The sequence below is a fragment of the Vibrio sp. CK2-1 genome (assembly GCF_021726515.1).
In the GTDB taxonomy this organism is placed as follows: Bacteria; Pseudomonadota; Gammaproteobacteria; order Enterobacterales; family Vibrionaceae; genus Vibrio.
The window spans coordinates 208,176-228,053 of record NZ_JAKKCJ010000004.1 but is presented as its reverse complement, the minus strand read 5'-3'; the positions used below and the strand labels follow the sequence as shown (position 1 = coordinate 228,053).

General features: G+C 41.0%; 15 protein-coding genes and 4 tRNA genes. All 19 read right to left on the bottom strand.

Annotated elements, in window-relative coordinates; genetic code table 11:
• Positions 1-96: 96 nt before the first annotated feature.
• Entirely contained in the window at positions 97-1,242 is a 1,146-nt protein-coding gene (gene nspC / locus L3V25_RS12135; RefSeq protein WP_237295640.1) for a carboxynorspermidine decarboxylase, read from the bottom strand.
• Positions 1,243-1,407: 165 nt separating this feature from the next.
• On the bottom strand, positions 1,408-2,652 hold the full coding sequence (locus L3V25_RS12130; RefSeq protein WP_237295638.1) for a carboxynorspermidine synthase: 1,245 nt from the start codon (positions 2,650-2,652) through the stop codon (positions 1,408-1,410).
• A 109-nt stretch (positions 2,653-2,761) separates the two neighbouring features.
• Complete coding sequence (locus L3V25_RS12125; protein WP_237295636.1) at positions 2,762-5,680, bottom strand: pyridoxal phosphate-dependent class III aminotransferase; 2,919 nt, start codon at positions 5,678-5,680, stop codon at positions 2,762-2,764.
• Positions 5,681-6,382: 702 nt separating this feature from the next.
• Positions 6,383-8,194, bottom strand: coding sequence for a long-chain fatty acid--CoA ligase (locus L3V25_RS12120; RefSeq protein ID WP_237295635.1), 1,812 nt, complete (start codon positions 8,192-8,194; stop codon positions 6,383-6,385).
• Between the two features lie 148 nt (positions 8,195-8,342).
• Complete coding sequence (locus tag L3V25_RS12115; protein ID WP_237295633.1) at positions 8,343-9,032, bottom strand: N-formylglutamate amidohydrolase; 690 nt, start codon at positions 9,030-9,032, stop codon at positions 8,343-8,345.
• Positions 9,033-9,129: 97 nt separating this feature from the next.
• On the bottom strand, positions 9,130-10,530 hold the full coding sequence (locus L3V25_RS12110) for a metallophosphoesterase (RefSeq protein ID WP_237295631.1): 1,401 nt from the start codon (positions 10,528-10,530) through the stop codon (positions 9,130-9,132).
• A gap of 76 nt (positions 10,531-10,606) precedes the next feature.
• Positions 10,607-10,762, bottom strand: a complete 156-nt coding sequence (locus L3V25_RS12105) for a hypothetical protein (protein ID WP_237295628.1) — start codon at positions 10,760-10,762, stop codon at positions 10,607-10,609.
• Complete coding sequence (locus tag L3V25_RS12100) at positions 10,759-11,364, bottom strand: hypothetical protein (protein WP_237295627.1); 606 nt, start codon at positions 11,362-11,364, stop codon at positions 10,759-10,761. The genes L3V25_RS12105 and L3V25_RS12100 overlap by 4 nt, the downstream gene beginning before the upstream one ends.
• A 102-nt stretch (positions 11,365-11,466) precedes the next feature.
• Positions 11,467-11,742, bottom strand: a complete 276-nt coding sequence (locus L3V25_RS12095) for a hypothetical protein (protein ID WP_237295625.1) — start codon at positions 11,740-11,742, stop codon at positions 11,467-11,469.
• A 61-nt stretch (positions 11,743-11,803) separates the two neighbouring features.
• Positions 11,804-12,886 carry an ADP-ribosylglycohydrolase family protein gene (locus L3V25_RS12090; protein ID WP_237295624.1) on the bottom strand — a complete coding sequence of 361 codons (1,083 nt, stop codon included), beginning with the start codon at positions 12,884-12,886 and terminating at the stop codon, positions 11,804-11,806.
• Between the two features lie 302 nt (positions 12,887-13,188).
• The gene (locus tag L3V25_RS12085; protein WP_237295972.1) at positions 13,189-14,151 is read right to left on the bottom strand and encodes a WYL domain-containing protein; all 963 of its coding nucleotides are present in this window, start codon (positions 14,149-14,151) and stop codon (positions 13,189-13,191) included.
• 151 nt (positions 14,152-14,302) lie between these two features.
• A complete protein-coding gene (locus L3V25_RS12080) occupies positions 14,303-15,592 on the bottom strand; it encodes a hypothetical protein (protein WP_237295622.1) in 1,290 nt (429 codons plus the stop codon).
• A 158-nt stretch (positions 15,593-15,750) separates the two neighbouring features.
• Positions 15,751-15,826 (bottom strand) — tRNA-Gly (locus tag L3V25_RS12075).
• A 30-nt stretch (positions 15,827-15,856) separates the two neighbouring features.
• Positions 15,857-15,943, bottom strand: a tRNA-Leu gene (locus L3V25_RS12070).
• A gap of 78 nt (positions 15,944-16,021) precedes the next feature.
• Positions 16,022-16,097, bottom strand: a tRNA-Gly gene (locus L3V25_RS12065).
• 24 nt (positions 16,098-16,121) lie between these two features.
• Positions 16,122-16,195 (bottom strand) — tRNA-Cys (locus tag L3V25_RS12060).
• A gap of 316 nt (positions 16,196-16,511) precedes the next feature.
• Positions 16,512-17,069, bottom strand: coding sequence for a CDP-diacylglycerol--glycerol-3-phosphate 3-phosphatidyltransferase (pgsA, locus tag L3V25_RS12055; RefSeq protein ID WP_237295620.1), 558 nt, complete (start codon positions 17,067-17,069; stop codon positions 16,512-16,514).
• Between the two features lie 45 nt (positions 17,070-17,114).
• Positions 17,115-18,962, bottom strand: coding sequence for an excinuclease ABC subunit UvrC (gene uvrC / locus L3V25_RS12050; RefSeq protein WP_237295618.1), 1,848 nt, complete (start codon positions 18,960-18,962; stop codon positions 17,115-17,117).
• Positions 18,962-19,606 (bottom strand): UvrY/SirA/GacA family response regulator transcription factor, encoded by a 645-nt coding sequence (gene uvrY, locus L3V25_RS12045; RefSeq protein ID WP_027696060.1) that lies wholly within the window; start codon positions 19,604-19,606, stop codon positions 18,962-18,964. Before uvrY ends, uvrC begins: the two co-directional genes overlap by 1 nt.
• Positions 19,607-19,878: the final 272 nt, after the last annotated feature.

Below are 19,878 nucleotides of genomic sequence, written 5' to 3'. Positions count from 1 at the left end.
ACAGAATGCAAAAGCCGCATGACCATTTAAGTTTAAAGTGACCTAAACAGACAACACGGCTTTCAAGTTAGATTTCTTATTCTGCACTTGAGTGGGCTATTTAACTGACCATTGAGATAGCGAGCGTTTGAAATCTTGATAATCGAATTCGTTTAGCTTTTGGATATAGCCATTACTACGTTGGCAGTAAATACTTGGCATTTTCAGGCCATTAAACCAATTGAGTTTCACCATGGTATAACCTGCGCTATCAAGGATATGCAAACGCTGACCTATTTTTAATGGCTCATCAAATTTAGCAACGCAGAATTGATCACCCGCCAGGCATGAACATGAACCAATTACATATTCATGCTCTCCATTTTCAGAGGCTTCGCCAATTGACGCAGGTTCATTGTAGATTAACGTATCTAAACGATGCGCTTCGGTCGCTGAATCGACAATCGCTGTTTTCATGCCGTTTTCAACGATATCAACAACGGTGACCACTAAATCGGCCGTTTTAGTAATAATGGCTTCACCCGGTTCAAGATAAAGTTGCACACCATGTTTTTCGCTAAATGATTTCAACGCTTGCGCAAGTTTTTCAACCTCATAACCTGGCCAAGTAAAGAATACCCCACCGCCTAGACTTACCCAGTCAAGCTTATCAAGGTAGGCACCAAAACGTTGTGAAATGCTATCTAGTAATTCAATGAAGTCATCAGCTGATTTGTTTTCACAGTTCATATGAAACATTACGCCATCAAGCTCATCAAACAACTCACTGGTTAATTGGGTCTCTTGTACTCCTAAACGTGAGAACTGACGAGCAGGATCGGCTAAGTCTTGTCCTGCACGGCTCACCCCCGGATTTAGACGTACACCGATGGATGCCTTTCCTTCCACCAAATGACGATGCGCATCAAGCTGGCTTAGGGAATTGAAGATCATCTTGTCACAAATGCCAACCACTTGTTTTACATCTTCTTCACTGTAACCCACGCTATACGCATGATTTTCTTTTCCAGAGTTCTCACCACCAAAAGTTTCGTGGCCAAGCATCACTTCGTAAGGCCCACTACTGGTTGTGCCATCAAGATACGGTTTGATGATGTCAAACACGCCCCAAGTAGAAAAACACTTCAGAGCCAAAACTAGCTTTACACCACTTAGCTCTTTTAAGCGCTTAGCGATTTCAAGATTATGGATAAGTTTATCTTCATTGATCATGAAGTAAGGGGTTGGAAGGTTGTTAGGCATAGATAATTCCATAGAACGATTCTCGAGCACTGCGTTTCTCGGTTCTAGAGCGCGATGCTTCTCGAAAAAGATATAAAACAGCCATAACGAATGCTATGGCTGTTGTTATTAATTGAGTCTGCCAGCGTTACTCGAGTAACGAAACACGAGCAACGAGATACGGCTTTACTTTAGAATATTAATCTTCGGCTGACCCGGTTCTAACTCTTGAACATGCCAATCAAGACCGATGCTTGGCATTGTTTCTAGGAAGCCATCTGGATCTAGCTGTTCCATGTTGAACACGCCGGCTTCATTCCAGCTGCCTTTAAAGTATTGCAGAGCTGCGGTAATGGCAGGAACACCTGTGGTGTAGGCAATCGCTTGATGTTCAACATCTTGGTAAGCCACTTCGTGATCAGCGTTATTGTAGATAAACACGCTACGCGCTTTACCATCTTTTGTGCCTTGTACCCAAGTACCGATGCACGTTTTACCTGTGTAGCCCGGTGCAAGAGATGTTGGATCTGGCAGCAATGCTTTCAATACTTTAAGTGGTTCAACTACCGTGCCATCTTGTAAGGTCACAGGATCTGGGCTTAATAGGCCGATATCTTTCATGCAGTTGAAGTAGTTTAAATAAGTATCGCCAAAGCCCATCCAGAATTCGATACGTTTAGCTGGAATGAATTCCTGCATTGAACGAACTTCATCATGCGCCATTGAGTAGACTTTAAACTCACCACAATTTGGGAAATCGAATTCAAGCATACGTGTATGACAAGGAACTTGCTTCCAGCTACCCTCTTCCCAATAGAAAGAATCGCCTTGGATTTCAAGCATGTTGGTTTCAGGGTCAAAGTTAGTCGCAAACTTCTTACCATGGTCACCGGCGTTAACATCCATTACATCAATGGTGTCGATTTCATCAAATAGGTGCTTAACAGCGTAAGCGGCAAACACACTCACTACGCCCGGATCAAAACCTGCCCCTAGAATACCTGTGATACCCGCTTCAGCGAATTTTTCACGGAACGCCCACTGTGGATCGTAAGCTTCTGGTACTTGCTGGCCTTCACTACATAAATCCACCGCCACTGAAGTATCTAGGTAAGACACTTTCGCTTGGTAGCACGCTTCCATAATAGTCACGTTCACCCACGGAGGGCCCGCATTAATAACTAGATCAGGTTTAACTTCATTAATGAGCGCTACTAAAGATGCCACATCATCGGCGTCTACAAATCGTGATTCTAATTTCTTCGATGGGTCTTTAAGGTTGTTTTTACCTTTGATCGACTCGATGATTTTTTCACATTTCGCAATCGTACGAGACGCAAGCGTAATATCACCTAGTACATCATTGTTTTGAGCCGCTTTATGCGCCACTACCCAACCAACACCACCTGCGCCAATTTGTAAAATAGACATCTTTAAGTCACCTTCCTTCTTGAGGGTTAAATTACTTTCGTTCTAATAGAACAATTAAAAATAAGTATAAGAATGGGCAGATTGGTCTGAATACTGCCCAGAACATAAATTAATGAGTTAATGCATTTTCCGCTGTAAGCACTTGAGCCAATTCTGTCACATCATTTAGTAATGCTTCAAAATCACTCAAGGTTAAGCATGGATTCAAAATAGTGAATTTCAGCGCCGCTTTACCATCGACAGTGGTTTCACCTAATACCGCCACACCACGAACCAAAGCTTCAATGCGAATTTGACGGTTTAAGTCATTTAACACTTGCTCGCTCAAGTTAGCGTTGCTGTAACGCATTAATACCGTTGAAAGTGCCGGCGGAGCCAGAAGTTCAAACGCGGCATTATTCGCGACAAGTTGTGCCACTTCATGGGTTTGATCGATCAAGTGATCGTACATTTCACCTAACGCTTTAGTCCCGACACTTTGCATTGTCATGAATACTTTCAAAGCATCAAAACGACGTGTGGTAGCCATTGACTTATCAACTAAGTTTGGCAGTTCATCGGTTTCACGGTTTAGGTAGTCCGCGTGATGCAGCAAGTACTTAAAGTTGGCCTTATCTTTCACCAACACTGCGCCACAGCTGATTGGTTGATAGAACAACTTATGGAAATCAACACTGATTGATTGAGCTCGCTCAATACCCGCTAAACGGTTTTTATGACTACTTAGAATTAACGCGCCACCGTAAGCGCCATCAACATGCAGCCACATATCATGAGCTAATGCTAAATCGGCTAAGGTATTTAAATCATCAATCGCGCCGTGATCGGTCGTGCCGGCAGTCCCTACCATCGCAAATGGAATTAAGCCTTCTGCCTTTAATTGGTTTAAGGTGTCGGCCATCGCATCGGTATTAATCGTGCCATCATTATGAGTATCCACACAAACAACCGCCGCTTCACCTAGCCCCATTAACGACGCTGTTTTTTGTACCGTGAAGTGAGATTTCTTCGAACATACGATACGTAATTTATCGGCGTAATCTGGTAGACCGAGCTTTTGAATCGAATGCTGGCTTAATTTATCAGCAATCCAATCACGAGCTAACAATAAGCCCATTTGATTACTTTGCGTGCCGCCACTGGTAAACACGCCATCCGCGTTATCTCCCATGTTATAACGGTCACATAACCAATCCACCACTCGCTGCTCGACATAAGTGGCTGCTGATGCTTGATCCCATGAATCCATTGACTGATTCAAAGAGGCAATCATTGCTTCTGCTGCAATCGCCGGTACTAATGGCGGCGTATGCAAGTGAGCAATGCAATTTGGATGCTGAACAAAAACCGAGTTCTTCGCAACCAAGTTTGTTGTGCTGTTAATTACCTGCTGCAAATCACTGTTACTAGAATCAAGATTAACGGCTTCGATTTGCGCTTTTAACAGTTGAGGCTCAATACCAGAATAGGGTTTATCTACCGCTTCAAATACTGCTTTCATTGCTTGAGTCGTTTGGTTCATGGCTTTTTCAAAGCTGTCTGCGCCGTGTGCGCCAGTTTGAATAAAGTGCTGTTGCCAGTCTTGATGTTCAACTGCTTGTTTAGTTGGATCAATACCACCGCCAGCAGCAATAATGGCTTCTTTTAACGTTTTTAAAGCGAAATCAATTTGCTCAAAACTGATGATCACAGGAGGTAAGAAACGTAATACCGAACCATCACGGCCACCTTTTTCAATCATCAAACCACGCTCTAATGCTGCGCGTTGGATCTTAAGCGTTAATTCTGGTGCTGATACTGGCTCGCCAAACTTATTCAGCTCACCACTTGGTTGCACTACTTCTGCGCCGAGCATCAAACCTTTACCGCGAACTTCCGCAATACAGCCGACTTCTTGTTGAATTTTTTCTAGTCCGGCACGTAAGTATTGCCCCGCCACTTTGGCATGTTCAACTAAGTTGTCACGTTGAATGATTTCTAATGCTTTTGCGCCAGAGACCATGGCTAATTGATTGCCACGGAAAGTACCGGTGTGTTCACCTGGATTCCAAGTATCGATTTCTTTGTTAAATACCAAGATAGACATTGGTAAACCGCCGCCAATCGCTTTCGATAAGCAAAGAATATCCGGTGAAATGCCTGACTCTTCAAACGCAAAGTTATGACCAGTTTTACCCACGCCACATTGGATTTCATCAAAGATCAATAAAATGCCATGCTCTTGAGTAATACGACGCAATTCGCGTAACCAAAACGCAGGTGCAGGGATCACTCCGCCCTCACCTTGAACGGGCTCAACAATAATTGCAGCTGGCTTTTGAATACCGCTTTCATCATCATTCAACATACGTTCGATATAACGAATATTTTGCTTTGCACCTTCATCGCCACCCATGCCAAACGGGCAGCGTAGGCTATATGGGAACGGCATAAAGTGCACATCAGACATTAAGCCAGTACGACGTGCTTTAGTACCTAGATTCCCCATCATTCCCATAGTGCCATTGGTCATCCCGTGATAAGCGCCACGGAAAGCGATCATGGTGTTACGGCCGGTAGTCTGCTTAGCTAGTTTAATTGCCGCTTCGACTGCATCGGCTCCTGATGGACCACAAAACTGAATCACTGAGTTTTCAGCAAAATCTACAGGTAGGAATGATTTCACCTGCTTAATAAAACGATCTTTTGCGGGCGTCGTAATATCTAAAGTTTGGTAAGGCAGCCCCGTATCAAGCTGCTCTTTTAATGCTTGGTTGATTTCTGGATGGTTATAACCCAACACCAAGGTTCCCGCGCCTGCTAGGCAATCTAAAAACAGCTGGCCGCGGGTATCTTCAACTAAAGCGCCATAAGCACGTTTAATTGCGATAGGTAATCGACGTGGATAAGAACGAACCGCTGATTCATGCTGTTCTTGATCAAGCAGTACTTGGTCAAGGGCAAGATCGTACACACCATCAACATAAGGAATATTGGTGGTGAATGGCATTTGGGCTTGGTTAAGCTCAAAATCAAAAGCAGTGGTCATTGATAAACCCTTAAAACGGTATTTACTCAGAAATTTGAACTACAAACGCCATCAACAAAACAACGTTGCCATGTCAAATATGAAGAGTATTGATATTAAATACTGACTGAATTACCAGCCAAACCGACTTCAATGAAAATAAGTCATTACTTCAAATTGAAGACACTAAACACAGCCCTTGCCTACAAATAAAATTGCAAACAATAGGCGAGAAATGCAAAAAGCAAATCAGAGGTTAGCGAATAGAACTCAAGGTTCAGTTATATTTGAACTTCGTCGGCTTAGCGGAGTACAAGTGTAAGAGTTTAAACTTGTAATATGAGATCGCTTCATCGTGCGCAAAAAGGCCACAATTGAACGATTAAGATGAGTAAAGCTGATTTTTAAAATCTGGATTAATGTTTTCAAAGTTGGGCTTCCTATAACAATGCGGATGTCTTTCGCATCGGTTCCCGTCTACTGATTAACTCAATGTTAACAGTACCTACTCATACGTAATGGCACAATCAGCTTGAATGTCCTTACGCGTATCCCCCTAAAGTAAATCTATCGTTAGAATTAACGATAACCTTGAGATTGTGGCGGAAAATAACACAGAAATTATTTTCAACGCAAACGATTTTTATCACACATAATAAAGGGAGAATAAAATAAATTATCCTCCCTTTCATAACAAACCATAAACAATTGTTTTCTAAGCCATCACGACTTTTTAACCTTATACATAGCTTGAATTTCTTTTTTGTATTTTTCGTAAATCTTTTTACGGCGCAGCTTCAAGGTTGGCGTGATCAAGCCGTCTTCAATCGAGAATTCTTTTGGCAACAAGGTGAATTTTTTGATTTTTTCAAAGCCTGCCAATTCTTTTTGGAGATGCTTTAAACGTTGTTCAAAATGTTCAACCACATGACTATGCTTTAATAGCTCTATCGGTGATTCATAATGAATGCCCTTTTCTTTTGCCCAAGCATCCAATGATTCAAACGCTGGAACAATCAACGCAGTGACATAGTTTTTTGCATCGGCCACAATCGCCACTTGCTCAATGAAAGAACAGCTGCCTACTTTGCCTTCTACTCGCTGAGGCGCGATATACTTGCCATTAGAGGTTTTCATTAACTCTTTGATGCGATCAGTAATATACAAGTTACCATTTTCATCAAACTGCCCAGCATCACCGGTTTTTAGCCAACCCTCTTCAAAGGTTTCTGCGGTATCTTCAGGGCGGTTGTAATAACCTTTCATGACAATGTCACCACGGATCAAAATTTCGTTATCTTTCCCGAGCTTCACTTCTGTTTGGCTTAACGGTTGACCATTCGAGCCAGTTACGCGGTTCGCGATAGTATTACAGGTTACCGTTGCAGTGGTTTCCGTCATGCCATAGCCACATAACACTGGTACATTTATCGCATGGAAAAAGCCTGCCACGTCTGCATCTAATGCTGCGCCACCACAAGGCATAAATTTCAAACGTCCACCAAGCGCATTTTGCAACTTACTAAAGACTAATTTTGTCGCCAGTGTATTTTGCCACTCAAGAAAAACACTTGATGCACGACGGCCTTGGCTTACTTCAAACTGCTTCTTGCCTACCTTCATCGCCCAGGCAAAGATCAGTTGTTTAACCTTGCTGCCTTTAGTCACTTGTTCTTGAATTGCGCTGTACACTTTTTCTAAAAATCTTGGCACAACACAAAGCGTATTAGGTTTGGTTGCGCTGATCGCTTGCTTAACACGGTTTGTATCTTGCAAGTAAACGTTCTTACCACCACGAGCTAAAACATAAAATGACCAACTGCGCTCAAATACATGACTCAAGGGTAAAAACGCAAGAGAAGTGTCACCTTCCGTAAAGCCTAGTACTTCATCATGTTGAGAGATCGTAGAAGCAAAATTACGGTAATCCAGCATCACCCCTTTCGGATCGCCAGTAGTACCCGAGGTATAAATAAGCGTTACTAGATCATCGAGCTGAGCTTGTTTAACTCGAATTGCTAATTCTGATGAGTGTGATTCTGACACTTCATACTTAGCAGTTAATAGTTCATCAAGATGCCAGTGGTTTGGACGCGGTTTAAGCTCAACTGCATCATCGAACACAATCACCGATTCAATATTAGGTAAAGCGTCTTGAAGTTCACACGCCATTTGATACTGCTGCGCATCATTAACGAACAACACTTTAGCTTCGGCATCATTTAAAATAAATTGCGCTTGTTCGAGTGTACTGGTTGGGTAGATAGGAACAATCACCGCCCTAGCCTTTAAGCTAGCTAAATCGGCACACGTCCACTGCGGACAGTTTTGCGAAAGAATGGCACATTTATCTTGGATTGAAACACCAAGGTTAATTAACACTTTTGCCAGTTTATCGGTTTGTTCTTCAAGCTTCTGCCAAGTAACAAGGTTCCATGGAGCCTGAATTTCAAAGCCTTCCAACGCAATTTGATCTGCGCGTTGCTGAGCTTGGTGTTTAAACAAACGGATAAGATGATAAGCATCAAGAGACATAAATAGATTCCAGTTGAGCGTACAGGTGTTTCGATTTGGCGCAATATTACCCTATAACAGGAAAAAAGCGAAACAGTTGTAAGCTCAATTGTGTTACAAAGTTGAATCCATTCCCTCTACCGAGTCCGCCACTGCAAAAACCAGCAAGCTAGTCATAACTCTCTTCCTCTTGGGAAATGATTTCTAGCAATTGATTAATCACTGTTTTTGTCATTTCAAAACCTTCACTTTTTTGATAACTATCCGTTAAGTACAAACGTTTATTCACTTCAATCATGATAGATTTCACTGACTCATTACCAAAATGTTGGCTTGGTACAATGGCATTGCTGTAAGGATCATTGATGCCAACCGTGTAACCTCTTTGCTCTACATGCTTTTTCATTTTTTCAAGCATGTCGAAGTTTGAAAAGTCATCATTAAAGCCAAAACAAAAATCCACATCCGATTTGATTTGGTCATCACCAAAGCTATGGCAATCCACAATAAAAACAACTGGGATATAACAAAGTATAAAGTTAGTCGCTTTATTTAAAGCTAGGTGATGCTCTTGGTAGATTTTGAGCATCTCTTCTTTTTTAGGTAATTCAATATTCAGATCATTACCATCAAAGTCTTTGCGATAACAAATGCCATAACCTTCTTTAACCATCGGCTCTATGTCGTCAGGTAGGCGTTCACAATCCACAATAAATCGTGAGTATTTCTGTGTAATGCAGTCTGAATTCGTATGCCAAAAAAGCTCATCAGTAAACCAATCCGTACCACGGTTAATGTCATGCTGGCTAATGTTGAAACCTAAGGTGTCGGTTCCGCTGTGTGGTATATGTAAAATCACGCATCATTCCTATTTGGGACATGAAAAAGGGCTAGTCCAAAGAGTAGCCCTAGATGCGTCATTTTATGTCGTTGGGATTACAGTTGGACAAACACCATCACTCACAAACCAACTGCTTTAACCGCTGTGCATGCTCAATACAATCTTTCTTAATCTTATTTTGTTCTTCCATGGAATCACTGCCTAAACCTATTATGAAAACTATTATTCCCCAAAGACAAAATGCTAGATCATGCACAGAGCCAAACAGTGCGAAACAAGTAACACGGTACGTATAATATTGGTACTCATCACGACAACATTCAATTCCACTGATACCAATAGGATCCCATTCAGTAAACAGATATTCATCTACTTGTTCGTAGGCAATTTCATGTTTCTCTATATATTGTTCGGCTTGTTCATTACAAGCACCCTCAGTCGGTTCTTCCTGCTTTAATTGTAATTCTGGCAAGTTGTCGAGCTTTTTATACTGAGAATCATAAAATGCATCTCTTATTTGTTCGTCTGTTGTATCTAAAAAACGGGTGATGCCTTGGTAGCAAAATCTATCTTCTGACAGAGATAAAGCCCCTGAGAGGGATAAAGAGCTATGGGTAGACGTTGGTTTTGACCATAAATACCCGACTAAAGGATATTCCTCTTTTTGAGCATTATAATCGACACAAGCGACCATTTCGCTTTGTGGTTTAGGGTAGCCCGGTAAAGAATAATGCCCTACTACGACTGGTACATCGAGAATTTGGTTAAAACTAAATGCTGAAGGTTTAACTGGAATTTTCGGGATATTCGCTTTTTGTTCTTCGGCTACAACGGCAAGATCTTGATAGGAATTAATCGATTTAGGATCTTTCCACCACGCCACTCGAACTTTATGTCTTTCGATACCACTTTTATCTTTAAATGAATAACCATCAGGAAGGGATATTTCTGGGCCTTTCAGTAGTGTTTCAATTAAATGGTAAAGCTCATGTTGCTTATCAAATGCATCGAACCAATGCTGTTCTTTTAACGAGTTATCTTGATTCAAATACGAGCGCAGCTTATCAATGCTCTCTTGATGCCAGCATGCGTGTATTGTGCGTATCGAACCAAAGTCTAAAAATAACGGTAGTTTTTTAAACCAAGCAATCCACTTTTGATGCTCAGCGGAATCTTCACCAACTTGCTCGATAAAGCATTCGTGTTGCTTTATGTTGCCAGCCTTTAAACGGTCTCGACAATAACTGCCATCCGGTTTTTGTAATGCCCAACCAATCGCATTGAACTCATGGTTTCCCATTATGCATGACGCTTTTCCATCATCGACTAAGGTTTTAATGGTATTTAATAGCTTGATATGATCGACTCGAGAGCCTTTACGGTTATCAACCAAATCACCAACAAACACCAATTGAGTCGATTCTAAATCAATGTAGATCTCGGAAAGTAATGCTTCAAGTTTATGAACTTGACCATGAATATCACCAATAAATAGGTGCTTGTTGTGGTGTGTCATTATGAATTCCTAGTAATAATTTCAATGCAGGTAGCGGGTATTGGCTTGGTGAGGTTAAAAGTGAGTGTTGTGCGTTTTATAGGTTTGCAAATGGCTTATCACAATAAACGTTCTTACCGAGCTCGCCGGTATTCCATAATAAAACCGTCTCTTTGATCTCGCCTTTTCCTGTTGGTGATCGAATTTCAAAACGCCCTAACTTATCCGATTGTATAAGCATACGTTCTTTCATCTTAACTCCAATGTAGCCATAGAACGCCTGAGATTTGGGTTAGCTTCTAAAATCACACCATCACCATTAAGTGAAATGGAACAACCTTCGCTATAAAAGAACACATAACGTTGTATTTTTCCCCACATAGGCAACGCCCCATCGTTCTCGGCATAATGCTTTTTAATACATGCTTGAACGTATGCAACTTGATCTGCTACTGGTAATACACGTTTTTCTTTGGGAAAAGATAAATAACGGTGATGTTCCAAAAAAGCCAACATGAAGATGGGTTCACTTTTACGCTTAAAACCTGTATCAACAAACACATAAGATTTAAACGCATCTCTGATTGCTTCATGATGAGCAATAATGCTGTCAATTACATCACTGAAGTGATTGAGGTCAATACCAACGACTTCACAAAGCCTTTCTATAAACTCTTGGTTACTGTATTTAAAATCAAAAGCGTTGGCATATAGATTAAGTTGCGGATCAGATAAGACTTGTTCAATGCGACTAGCTGCCTTACTCATACCTTTGCGGTTATAACCCATCAATTGCGCAATTTCAGGCAAATCACTGTGCATTAATTTGAGTTTCAGTGCATATTGTAGCGTCATTGTAATATTCCAAACATTGCTGATGTAGATACATTAGCGACGCCTGCGTCAATTTATGTCGCATAACTTAAATATCATATCACCTCGACAAAGGCTTTATGATCATTGTAAATTTTCCATATATACGAACGCATCTTCAATGACATCTGTTCGACCTATTTCAACAAGATCTGTTTCTAATAACCAATAACAATATTTGTTAAATTTACTGTAATCATCACGATTAATTCGTTCTTGAACAAATAATTCGTAAAATTTACGACCAATCATGCAATTATCTGTACTAAAGTCATCCCAGTAAGAGACATTATCTAAAACTTTACTATTAAGAAACAGATTGATTAATCCATTTATGGTGTGCATTTCCACGATTGACATAATTGTCCTCATTATTAGTATCTTCACCTTGAAGTCACTTGGGTATTGTTCAAATTCTAAATCAATATTTAATTGGCATACCAGCCAAATGCTCAGCAACCAATTCAATGTGGTGTGTGATAAACAACTTATCTAACCACGCTTGAGGTAACTGCTCTGCGCCATAAAAAGCACCAGCAAGTTGTCCATAGATGGCGGCCGTGGTATCGGCATCATCACCGAGGTTTGCCGCCAGTAATGCCCCTTGTTCAAAGTTGTCACTATGCGCAAAACACCAAAGCGCTGCTTCCAGTGATTTCACCACATAACCAAAACCAAAAATTTCATCGCGTGATTTTTTAAGAAAGCTGCCTTGTACCACTTCCGACATTTCACTAGATAATGAATGAAATGCTTTTGCTAGCCTGCTAAATAATGCTGCTTTTGATTCTTCTCCATCAAATATCTGATACAGCAACCAAGCCATAATTTGGTAAGCTTCGATGGCGAGCTGATTGCTATGGGTAGTCTCTGAACTCTGTTTCGCTTTTTCTAGAGCAGTTTCTAGGGATATATTTTTTAGCGGAGAGTAGAAGATAGAAATAGGCGCTAAACGCATCAAACTGCCATTACCGGCACAATTAACTGCGTTGGTATTGGCAATCACATCACCCGTTTTTAAGAAATGATTCAAAGCAGTGCGTATGGTATTCCCGATATCAAAACATTGACCTGTAGATGAATTGACACCACTGCGCGCCCAATCTACATATCGGTTTAATTGATCTTCGCCGTCATGTTTTTGTTGCGCCAATAAACTGTCAGCCAAACACAATGCCATCGAGGTATCATCGGTCCACTGCCCGGCTTGTAGATGAAAAATTCCACCACCGACTAGGTTTGTAATCGGTTCATAACTGTCTTTAGGTTTAAACTCTAGGGTTGTCCCGAGCGCATCCCCTAATGCTAAACCAAGCAATGCACCCTTCGCTTTATCAATAAAGCGATCCCATTGTAAAAATTGATCGTGTGATGTGTTTTGATTAAACCAATGGTCGAATGGATTTGGCTGAGCGGGATCTTCTTGTGGAAAAAACGATGCTAAGAAATCAGGATGTAAATCATTACCATCAATATCCCAACCGTATTGTCGAATGTTGGTCATACGATGTTCTAATGAACAAACTAGATTCCCTGTCGCGGTATAAAAGGCATAAGAAAATAACCAAGGAGAATATTGCCAATCGTCAGCATCTTCAGGTCTATCGGTGGCGAACTGCCCTGATAAAGAATGACCATCATGTTCATAACCTGATATGGCTTTAAAGTGCTTTTGTTGGGCGACAGAAAGCGTTTGGTAGCGGTTATTGGGTAGACGTGGACGTTTGTACTCATGGCATCCATCACTGATTAATTAGATAACCATAGAGTATTCATGGATGCGTCAAATAGTGTCGTTACCTGTAACTATTTTTCAATCGGCAGTTTCTTTATATCCCAAACATTCTCACCAAAGCCTTTTAGCCATTGATTTAAACGTAAAGAATCCACGACTGTCGCTGTTACCAAGTAGTGACTTTCACTCTCGACCACTTGTTGATCTTTCGATAACGGTGTTTCTAGTAAATGGAAGCCTTCGTATTTATTGATACAAAATTCAAGCTGGCACTTCTCTACTCCGGCAAAGCCAAAGCGGCCTTCTGCATCATATTGGCTTAGTTTAAAATCGCTTGGTCGTTCAAAAGTAAACGTAGACACAATCGCTTTTTGAACTCGATGAATAGCGATATTCCGCACATCTTCATAGCCATCAAAGCGGCATACTAGATATAAACGCTTACCCTGTTGTGCCAAGCCTAGTGGCATGACTTGCGCGGATTTATACTCTTGCAGTGAGTTGTAATATTCAATGTTTAGTAAGCGATTGTGGAATAAAGCTTCACTGACTTTCTCAAACACTTGTGTATCAATCTCTGGCGGCAACATAGGCACACCTTCACTGACAACTCGGACTTTTTTCAGCCACTCTCTTTCTTTTTGATTTTTTGCATTTGGACAAAGTTGGTACTGAGCTTCAGAGAAGAACCCATCGAGCGATTGCATGATGGTTGGCGGTAGTAAATTTGCTAGATACTCATGAGTAAGGTTGAGTAAAACGGATTCTTTCGGAGAGAGTGTTGGAACAGAAAAGACTGAATTTGAACTCACCCAGCGATAGCCGTATGGTTTATTTGACTCATCTTTTTCGATATCAAAATCACGACTTAGCATGTCTAAATTGCGTTGAATAGTGCGTAGACTTCTGTCGATTCCACTACTCTGCAATTGCTGTTGGATTTCTTTGGCGGTAATTTTTCTTTTCTTCGGAATGCGTTTTAGAATTTCTAAACTTAAATTAGCAACATCGGTATTACTAGAGCGGTTAGACATAAGGCGACCACAGGTTAATAAATAAAACATTAGGCTTTCATTATAATAATCGAAAAAGCCTAATGAATTTAATTTAAATGTATTATCACTGTGCAAGATCAGTTTATTTCATTAAACAAATACTCATATCATTCACGTGACAAATAACTCATTAGAGTTTGCGTGACAGTATTAATGTTGTGTCTTTGCCATCGTTATAATCAACAACGAGCGTCAAGGATTGTCCATCTTCACTTAATGTTGCAGAGTGAATATCATACACCACGCCGTCATCGGCAAGTAAACTCGCCCCTGAACGATCGCTATCTGGAGTTATATTTAATGTCAGTGATTCATTGTCTGGATCGAAAGTGTAACCTCCGACTTCAATATTGCCTTGATCAATCCCGTCATCAATCAAAGCAAAGAAATATTTGCCATCATCACGGAAGTTATATGATTCTCGTTTACCATCATCATTAATGCGTTCCCAGCTACCGACAATAGACTGGCCAGTAATCACACCTCTAGGAGTAGTTAATTCATAGGTGCAATCAGCTGGGTCATCTTCTTCACAGTAACGCTCGGTTTTCGTTACGTGCAATGTATCACCTTCCATAGAGACTTGAGTCCAGTCACCACTACTTAATCCACCATCTTCTAGTGTATCGGTATCGACCATGACATCCGGTTCAAACCCACCGTTTTTCAGGTTCAATTTGCCATACTCAAGTCCAGAATCTTCTTCACTATTATAATATTCGATCATTAAATATGAGCCATCTGAGTAGATATTCCAGATACCGGTGTAACTGTCATCAGCCATGTTTTTTTCTAAATTAAACATACCAACATAATCGGCATAAGTGTCGATAGCATCAATATCATCTAAAGTTTTTTGGAAGTGCGTTTCGGCTTCGGCCTGTGGCACTAATTCTGTAGGTGGATTTTGTTGGCCTGCGTTAGCAATAAAATCGAGAACATCTTGAGAAGAGGCAAACTCATCGACAGATACATTAAAATCTAAAGGAACCGCCATTTGTTTTGCTTGAGAAGAAATCGTAATACCATTATCAGGGTTGCTATCGGTATCAAGCGTCATCAGTAAACGCACCATATTGATAACTTCAGGATCTTTTTTATCTGTTGTTCCAGCAAGGTCTAAAGGTGTGATAAATTTGTTGGCTGTTACAGTTGGAAAAACCAAATCACCAATACTGAAGGTTACCTTTTCTCCCACATTATAACCGAATGTGCCCGCTAAATCGGTATTACCTGATTTACTTGCAGTTACAAAACTAATACCTTGTACGGCTGAATCGAGAAACTGGCCGGTAGCCGCTACTGTATTATTACCACCACTATTATCACCGCCATTATTATCCGATCCACCATCTGATGAACCACCGCATCCAGCTAATATCACTGACATTAAACCTACAGTTACTACTGTTTTTTTCATTATAATTTCCATTAAATATCAAAAAGAAACGTAAATACTTTTATAACGAGGGGATTTTATAAGACTGGTACGACAACATGTGTCGTATAGAGATAAGTAATTTCAAAAACTTAGGTTACAAAAAAGCCCCGATCATTTCTGATCAGGGCTTTCTTATTTGGAGCGACACACGAGGTTCGAACTCGTGACCTCAACCTTGGCAAGGTTGCGCTCTACCAGCTGAGCTAGTGTCGCATTTGCTACATAAATGTAGACTTTAATAGATGGTGCCCCGGGCCGGACTTGAACCGGCACAGCGCGAACGCCGAGGGATTTTAAATCCCTTGTGTCTACCAATTCCACCACCAGGGCACGCAATTCTTTATTGCGATGCCTTAACTGAAAAGTTAGAACACCATCTGATACTGAATTAATCAATATCGCAAAATTTGGAGCGACACACGAGGTTCGAACTCGTGACCTCAACCTTGGCAAGGTTGCGCTCTACCAGCTGAGCTAGTGTCGCTTTGTATCAATTTAAGCAAGATTATGGAGGCGCCTCCCGGAGTCGAACCGAGGTCCACGGATTTGCAATCCGCTGCATAGCCACTCTGCCAAGGCGCCTTACCTTGCGAAGAACTTAACTCTCTCGAATTATGTTGCGTTCCTCTTGAGTACGGGATGGCATTTTACGGATTAAGCCAAGTACGTCAACACTATTTTTCGTTTTTTAAATCGTTTGTCTATTTTGCAGTCAAAAACCGTTATGTCGCACATTTTAACGCCTAATTTTGTCGATATTTTTGGCAGAAAATTGAGAAAACATTTCTTATCTATTAGATAGAAGCTAGAAGAAAAAATAGAAACAAAAAGCCCCGCATAATCTTTTTATAATAAAGAATATGCAGGGCTCCAATAATTCAATGTTCAAGTGACTTAATTAATCACCCTCACCAGCCAATAGATCCCCTTTGGCAGCTTTTAAGTATTGATACATCGACCAATAGGTTAGAGCTGTTGCAATGTATAACGTGACATAACCTAGCCATACCATCCAATCATCATAACGCCAGATCAGTACCCAAAGGGCAAACATTTGTGACAGTGTCTTCCATTTGCCAATCCAAGAAACCGCAACGCTCGCACGCTTGCCAATTTCAGCCATCCACTCACGTAAGGCTGAAATAATAATTTCACGGGCAATCATCGTTGCAGCCGGAATGGTGATCCAAATGCTGTGATAATGTTCTGTGATGAGGATGAGTGCCGCAGCAACCATGACTTTATCGGCAACAGGATCTAAAAAAGCGCCAAAACGAGACGTTTGACCTAATTTTCTTGCTAACACCCCATCAAGCCAATCGGTAAATCCTGCAACCCAAAACACCATTGCAGCGGCAAAAGGCGACCATGAATAAGGCAGATAGAAAACGGCAACGAAAACAGGAATTAACGCAAGTCGAAGTAAAGTTAAAATATTTGGTATTGTAAATCGCATAATTACGTCTCTTGGAGAGTGCGGCTTAATGTTGCGTTAAAACGTCTAGGGTTTCAATGCTTCATGGATGATTTCTGCCAAAGATTTACTGATCCCAGGAACTTTGGCTATTTCTTCTACAGTTGCTCGTTTTAATTCTTGTATACCACCCATATATTTCAGTAAAGCTTGGCGGCGTTTCGGGCCTACGCCTTCAATACCTTCTAAAGTACTGGTTCTTCGGGTCTTGGCTCTTTTCGCACGGTGACCACTAATCGCATGATTATGGCTTTCATCGCGAATATGCTGAATCAAATGTAAAGCTGGCGCGTCACTCGGTAAATTGAACTCTTCACCGGTAACTTTAATTAACGTTTCTAAACCAGGCTTTCTGGTGACACCTTTGGCGATACCAATTAGCTCTGGTTTTTTTGGCCAATCTTGCCAATGTTTTTGGATTATCTCATAAGCACGGTTAAGTTGTCCCTTACCACCGTCAATAAAAATCACATCCGGTATCTTTTCGGCATATATTTCATCAGTATATTGTTGTTTGGAGTAACGACGCTCTAATACCTGCCCCATCGCGGCATAATCATCACCGCCCGTGATACCCTCAATATTGTAGCGACGGTACTCTTGTTTGACCGGACCTTCACGGTTGAAAACGACACAAGACGCAATGGTGCTTTCACCCATAGTATGACTGATATCGAAACATTCCATGCGCTCAATGCGTTCCATACCAAACTCTGTTTCTAACTCTTTAACTCGTTGATTCACTGTCATTTTATGACTAATCTTCGACGTTAACGCACTGCGAGCATTGGTGTTGGCCAAATTAAGATAACGGCCTCGGATCCCTCTAGGACTGACATGGAATGTAACTTTACGGCTCGCTATTTCGGTTAATGCTGCTTGTAATGGGCTTTCATCATCGAATAGATCGGCGTTATAAGTAATGCGGGTTGGAATCGTCGACGCTTCATTATGACTTAAATAATACTGATTCAAGAAGCTCGAAAATACTTCGTTGTCATCGGTATTATTAGGAATTTTAGGAAAGTGGCTACGACTACCCAGCACCTTACCTTGCCTAATCATTAAGATATGAACACAAGCCAGACCATTTTCTTTAGCAAAGCCAATCACATCCATGTCTTCTGCGCTGTCATTGGAGACTGATTGTTGCTCTTGTACACGACGGATCGCTTGAATTTGATCGCGATATTTAGCCGCTTTCTCAAACGCTAGCGCTTGGCTTGCCTCGTCCATTTTTTGAATTAAAGCATTCAGCACAAGATCATCTTTGCCTTGCAAGAATAAGCGAACATAGTTGACGCTTTCCGCATATTCTTCGTCACTAATCAGACCTTTAACACACGGGCCTGAACAGCGTTCAATTTGATACATCAAACACGGCCTAGTGCGGTTGGCATAAATGCTGTCTTCACATTGGCGAACCGGGATGATTTTTTGTAATAAATGAAGTGTTTCTCGTACTGCCCCCGCATCTGGATAAGGGCCGAAATACTCCCCTTTCCTTTTCTTTGCGCCACGATGATAAGCAAGACGAGGGTGCTTGTGTTTGGTAATTAAAATATAGGGATAAGATTTATCATCCCTTAATAGCACATTGTATTTAGGAAGATATTGCTTGATGTAGTTGTGCTCTAAAATTAAGGCTTCGGTTTCGGTGTGCGTCACCGTGACATCAATTTTGGCAATATGGCTAACGAGAGCCTTGGTTTTTTCGTTATCTAGGTTCTTACGAAAATAACTGGAAAGACGTTTGAATAGATTTTTTGCTTTACCGACATAAATAACGTCAGCCTCGGCGTTATACATACGATAAACGCCGGGCTGATCAGAAACTGTCGATAGAAAAGAAGCAGAATCAAACGGATCTGGCACTACAGAGTCTCTGTATTTATCATGCCATAACGGATTGCGAGGTGCGTTAACTCTACATCACCACTAATATCGAGCTTGCTAAACAGGCGGTAGCGATAGCTATTTACTGTCTTAGGGCTAAGGTTAAGCTGCTCGGATATATCCGTTACTTTTTGTCCTTTGGTGATCATCATCATGATCTGTAGCTCACGTTCAGATAGCTCTTTAAATGGATTATCTGAAGGGGCTGAAAATTGACTCAATGCCATCTGTTGCGCTATTTCAGGTGAAATATAACGCTGACCGCTGTTGACCATTCTAATCGCATTCACCATTTCATCTGGCGCAGCACCTTTGGTTAGATAACCAGCAGCACCTGCTTGCATGACTTTGGTTGGAAATGGATTTTCAGTATGTATTGTTAGAACAATGATTTTAATATCAGGATTAAAACGTAAAATCTTCTTGGTGGCTTCAAGGCCGCCAATACCTGGCATATTCATATCCATCAAAATAACATCCGCGTGATTAGCACGGCACCATTTTACAGAATTCTCACCACTGTCAGCTTCCCCTACTACTTTCATTCCACGGACGTCTTCAATTATACGTCGAATCCCTGTGCGAACCAGTTCGTGATCATCTACAAGGAAAACATTTATCACTCTTGTATCTCCACACTTGGATTATCGCTAGACCAACGAGATTATTAATCGCTGGTCACTACATTCTAACTTATTTACGCTCACAAAATGACTGTTAATCTCAGAATCCGTACTATTTTGTGACTAACACACCATAGATATCGTCTTCTATGTGAATCGATTGATTAAACCTACTTAAAGTAAGCTTTATGAAATCAAGTAATTACAAATGTATTATTAATGGTTTACTCAAGAATGCAAGGCCAGATTTAATATAAAATAGGCATTTAATA